The organism is Moorena sp. SIO3I6 (assembly GCF_010672095.1).
In genome coordinates, this window is record NZ_JAAHHU010000553.1 from 1 (window position 1) to 2,825 (window position 2,825).

Genomic DNA, 2,825 nt, shown 5'->3' on the forward strand with positions numbered 1-2,825 from the left:
TTAAAATTTAGGCATATAATACTATAAAGTGGTGATGAGAATGGTAAAGTTATGCAACTATGTAAAGATGCCTTAGGAATTCTAAAAGAAACTAGTCGAACTTTCTACATTCCAATTAGTTGCTTACCAGGAGGGTTACAAGAATCTGTTGCTTCTGCATACTTGTGTATGCGTGCAATTGACGAAATTGAAGATAATTTTGAGCTTGATAACCTTACCAAGGCTTCACTGTTGCGAAAAATTAGTTTCGGTCTACAAGGTATCGGTAATGGATTCAGTGCCTCGGAATTATCTTTAGCCTTGAGTAAGCACGAACAGCCACTTCCAGAAGTAAGCATTCGGATTGGTGAATGGGCAATGCTAGCACCGGAAACCATTGCACCTCGCATTTGGGAAGCTAGTGCAGCTATGGCAGATCGAATGGCAGCTTGGGCTGAATGCGGTTGGGAAATTAATACAGAAATGGATTTGGATGCTTATACTTATAGCGTTGCCGGGTCTGTAGGATTGTTACTTTCTGATTTATGGGCTTGGTATGATGGTACCCAAACTAACCGTAGTTATGCAGTTGGTTTTGGTCGGGGTTTACAAGCAGTCAACATTCTACGTAACCGCTCTGAAGATTTGACAAGGCAAGTGGATTTTTTTCCCAACGGCTGGAGCGAAGAGGAGCTACAAAAATATGCTCGGAGAAATCTGTCTTTAGCTGATGCTTACACCAATGCTCTCATCAAGAATAGTCCAGCCAGAAATTTTTGCCAAATTCCCCTGGCTTTAGCTCATGCCACCCTTGATGTTTTAGCCCTCGGACAATCTAAACTAACCCGCAGTGAAGTTATGGGTATTGTTGAGCAATTAACAACTAAGTAGATAGGAAACTTTTGAGTCAGCTCCAATCCCTTGATTGTTATTAGTTACAATTCACAAATATAGATTTTTCTAAACTTACTTAAGTTAGATGCGCTTACCCTACCTCAATACCCTATTTCATATTTGGGACTTCCTGTCAATGGGTAAGTCAAGGGCAAAAAAATATAGTTGCTCTTGCTCCAACGGGGAGAGGTATTTTCTTAGGAAGGATTAAGCGATCGCTCAAGAACAACACACTTTCGTTTTTTTGCTGAGCTTCAATCGGGCTAAACCCTAGATTTTGTAAAGCTTTCAGCGAGTGCGATCGCCATCTGTGTCAGAAATGCAAGTATAGCGCTTCCGATATTGCTTCCAATATTGAGTAGAACACAAATTAACTCTAGGGGCGCACACCGTGCGCCCAAGTGCTTATGGCCGATTACATAAGACCTAGTTGTTGCAGAATGCCGTTACCAGTCAGCAACTCGGTAGCCAAGCCAATGGCGAAACCAAGCATTGCCAAACGGCCATTCCAGGTTTCAGCAAAGTTGGTGAAACCGAACTTAGATTCTTGCTCTTGAGTCATTGTTATAGATCTCCTAGCTCTTTGTTAGCTTCTGTAATATAACTTAACCTATTTTGGAAAAGTTTGCAACATTTATTTATATTTTTATAACCAAAATATGGTATAAATCGATACGCTTTGCCTGAAATAGGGATAACTGGAGGCTATGGGGAGATAGGGTTGAAGGTTAACAGGTTGAAGGTTAACAGGTTGAAGGTTAACAGGTTGAAGGTTAACAGGTTGTTCGCCTGTGGCGTTCGGTGTAGGGTAGCTTGTTCCCGTAGCGTGGCCTTTTGGCCAAGGTTCTAAGCAGCAACCGGCAACACCTACTAACCAGCAACCGACTAACCTTCAACCGACTAACCTGATAACTTGCAACCGCAATCAAGTAATACCTTTGATTGCTACTTGGTCAGTTAAGATCAATCGCAATATCACCCTGTGCTCCTGACCATGAACTCCGCACGTTTCCTGATCCTGCAACTGCTGATGACTACGGTAGTAGCCTGTGCTTCAACCAGCACCTTAACTCAAGCACCTGCTGCACCGATTTTACAAAAGTCCTCGTCTGAGGAATCTCCCCAAATTGCTCAGGCACCTACACAAACAAATGTTTTATCCACAAAAACCCTAATCGATACCAAACCTCTGACACCCCAACGGATTCAAATTACCCTGGATGATTTACCCCAACCCTTTGCTACTACTAGCGCCTCTCGACCTCCAAATGTGGTAGCAGTACCATCTACCCCAAGCCTAAAAGTACCAGCGGGTTTCCAAGTGAACGTATTTGCTGATGGGTTAGACCGTCCCCGCTGGCTAGCACTTACTCCCACTGGGGATATCTTGGTCACAGAAACTCGGGCAAATCGTATTCGTTTATTGCGCGATCGCAATGGTGATGGAGTTGCTGATGTCAAAAAAACCTTTGCTAATGCCAGTAATGGGTTAAATATTCCCTTTGGCATGGCGTTTGCTGATCAATACTTCTTCTTGGGCAACACTAATGCTGTAATCCGGTTTCCCTACACTAAAGGTCAAGACCAACTCACTGGCAAAGGTCAAAAAATTGCTGACCTTCCTGGTGGTGGCTACAACCAGCATTGGACCCGCAATGTGGTAGTGTCTCCCAACCTAAACAAAATCTACGTCTCTATTGGTTCACGGTCTAATGTCGATAGGGAACCTTTACCCCGAGCATCGGTACAGGTGATGAACCTGGACGGGTCAAACCAACAGACCTTTGCCTATGGTTTACGTAATCCGGTCGGTCTCGACTTTCACCCAATTACTGGTGAACTTTACACTACCGTCAATGAAAGAGATCTGATCGGAGATGACCTAGTTCCTGATTACTTCACCCGCATTCGCCAAGGGGAATTCTATGGTTGGCCCTATGCCTATTTAGCCC

4 protein-coding genes are annotated in these 2,825 nt (G+C 43.8%); 2 read left to right on the plus strand and 2 right to left on the minus strand.

From position 1 onward, the window contains the following. The first annotated feature begins 51 nt into the window (after positions 1-51). Positions 52-870, plus strand: coding sequence for a phytoene/squalene synthase family protein (locus F6K49_RS39400; protein ID WP_293106027.1), 819 nt, complete (start codon positions 52-54; stop codon positions 868-870). A gap of 418 nt (positions 871-1,288) precedes the next feature. On the opposite strand, the gene F6K49_RS39405 is transcribed toward F6K49_RS39400, so the two are convergent. Both F6K49_RS39405 and F6K49_RS39410 read right to left on the minus strand, forming a co-directional pair. Next, positions 1,289-1,435: a chlorophyll a/b-binding protein gene (locus F6K49_RS39405; RefSeq protein WP_070394076.1), complete on the minus strand. Its 147-nt coding sequence runs from the start codon at positions 1,433-1,435 to the stop codon at positions 1,289-1,291. A gap of 211 nt (positions 1,436-1,646) precedes the next feature. Beyond that, positions 1,647-1,802 (minus strand): hypothetical protein, encoded by a 156-nt coding sequence (locus F6K49_RS39410; RefSeq protein ID WP_293106030.1) that lies wholly within the window; start codon positions 1,800-1,802, stop codon positions 1,647-1,649. A 65-nt stretch (positions 1,803-1,867) separates the two neighbouring features. On the opposite strand from F6K49_RS39410, the gene F6K49_RS39415 reads away from it, so the two are divergent. Further along, positions 1,868-2,825: PQQ-dependent sugar dehydrogenase (locus F6K49_RS39415; protein WP_293106033.1), on the plus strand; the 958-nt coding region annotated here is incomplete at its 3' end.

Excerpts from the sequence above, each read along its gene's own strand:
- F6K49_RS39400 (WP_293106027.1), top strand. The coding sequence starts at position 52 with ATGCAACTATGTAAAGATGCCTTAGGAATTCTAAAAGAAACTAGTCGA.
- F6K49_RS39405 (WP_070394076.1), bottom strand. The coding sequence starts at position 1,435 with ATGACTCAAGAGCAAGAATCTAAGTTCGGTTTCACCAACTTTGCTGAA.